Origin of the sequence: Burkholderia sp. (genome assembly GCF_018375725.1) — a bacterium.
GTDB lineage: Bacteria > Pseudomonadota > Gammaproteobacteria > Burkholderiales > Burkholderiaceae > Burkholderia.
The window spans coordinates 1-1,933 of the sequence record NZ_JAHACR010000483.1; the positions used below are offsets into that span (position 1 = coordinate 1).

The window sequence follows — 1,933 nt, forward strand, 5'->3', positions numbered from 1 at the left end:
ATGTTGTTTGGCCCGCCAGCCATGGCTGGCGATGCTGCTGCCTATGGAGACTCATTTTCCACGCGCAATCCCGTGGGCCGAATGCGACAGTGTCGAACCCAGCTTTCGCGGAACGCGAAAGCGCACCCCGCGTCAGCGGGTCGGAGCAGTCTCCGGCGCCGGGCGAATCAGATGGTCGACGAGCAGCCGTGCCGGTTTGCGCAGCGCTTTCAGATCGCGAGCGCAGATGAGCAGTTCGCGATGCGCCCAGTCTTCCGACAGGGCGATCTTGTGCAAGCCCATCGACCGCAGATGCGGGTCTGCCGCTGCGTCGGGCAGTACGGCGATGCCGAGCCCTGCGGCGACCATCAGGCACATCGCATCGAAGCTGCGGACCTGAATGCGCAGTTTCAGCTGTCCGCCCGAAAAGGCGATAGCGGCCTGAAGGCGTTTGGCGAGCGACGTATTCCGTGACAGGCTGACGAAGTCGAATTCCAGCGCGTCGACGAACGCTACCGATTCACGCCGGGTCAGCGGATGGCCGCCGGGAACGACAAGGACCAGATGATCGTGGCGGTATGGCATGGTCTGGAGGCCGAGCGTGGGCATCTGGTCGGCCATGATGCCGAAATCGGCCATGCCGTCCACCACCGCGAGTGCGACCTGCTCGCTATCCTGCTCTTCCAGCTCAATGCGGATTTCCGGATTGGCGGCATTGAACGCCGCGATGTCCGACGGCAAAAACTGCGTAACCGCCGACGTGTTGGCCCACAGCCGAACGACGCCCACAACGCCGGCCGCATAGTCCGACATATCGGCCGTCATCAGATCGACGTCATTCAGAATACGTTGCGCGTGATGCTTGAGCGCCTCGCCCGCCACAGTGAGCGTAATGCCACGAGAGTGGCGTTCGAATAATTCGGTACCGATTGTGGATTCGAGATCTGTTATTCGCTTGCTTGCGGCGCCGATCGCGAGATGGGCGAGTTCGGCGCCCTTGCTGATGCTGCCGCTTCGAACAACGAGTGCGAAAAGAGAAAGTGAGACGAGATCGAGGCGATGGAGGTTCATGCTCGGATTTTCCGACCGCTGTCAGCGCTACATTATGGGCACGGCATACTCTGGGGTACGGCATACTTCGTTCGGTATTGGTGTTCACACGGATCTCCGGACGGAAACCCGATGGAATCACCTTTGCCATGCATGCCCGCACTTGCGTTGCTTGCGACGGCTTTGCGCAACGGTCGAGGATGACAAAAAAGGACCGAACTGAGTCGAGCGCGTTTATTCAATTCACTTGAATGCGGTCGCTACGGCACAGCGACTATCATGGCGCCGCGACCAGCGGCTTTGCTTGATGTTGCTCCCGGAACGACTGATCGTCGCGTATCGTGCCAGAGCCGAACAATGAATGTCCGGCAGACTTGGACTCGCACTGGTTGTCGTCGTCTGGATCTCCGTGACATGGTTCGTTTGCCATCGGATTGCGTATGCAACTTGAGTGACGCACACTAAATTATCGACACGAGCATGAGCGAAGACCGGTCGCGCTGAATAGGTTTGCGCGATTTTTCCAGGCTCAAGGTGAAGCTAATCGGATCGATCGTCGCCATTTCCACCATTCCTGTCGCGTGCGTTCATGCGCTTGACGGAGACCGACGCAGTCACGGATCCAATGCGCATTCGCTGGCTGGTCAGCGTGCACCTGATATTCGTCGTCTGTGGGCTGTTTTTCTCGCTGGCGAACTGTGTCGCTGAGCGGGTCGAAAAGCACTGAGGCGGGTTCGGTCGGTCCTGATGCAGCGGATGCACAGGAACGCCAGCAAACGACTGGCGAGCAACGGCCCGGCGATCGTGCAACACTCCGGTTCGCACGAATGCGGTTCGTGCGTCGCGTCAGTGCCGGTCGACCGAATACTTGCCCGGCCCGGTCAACACCAGCAGCAAGAGACCG

At 59.8% G+C, this 1,933-nt stretch carries 1 protein-coding gene; it reads right to left on the bottom strand.

The features are described 5' to 3' along the window. Nucleotides 1-132: 132 nt before the first annotated feature. Nucleotides 133-1,050, bottom strand: coding sequence for a LysR substrate-binding domain-containing protein (locus tag KH616_RS24665; protein WP_292253890.1), 918 nt, complete (start codon nt 1,048-1,050; stop codon nt 133-135). Nucleotides 1,051-1,933 lie beyond the last annotated feature (883 nt).

Coding starts and splice junctions, on each gene's coding strand:
- KH616_RS24665 (WP_292253890.1), bottom strand. CDS start 1,050: ATGAACCTCCATCGCCTCGATCTCGTCTCACTTTCTCTTTTCGCACTC.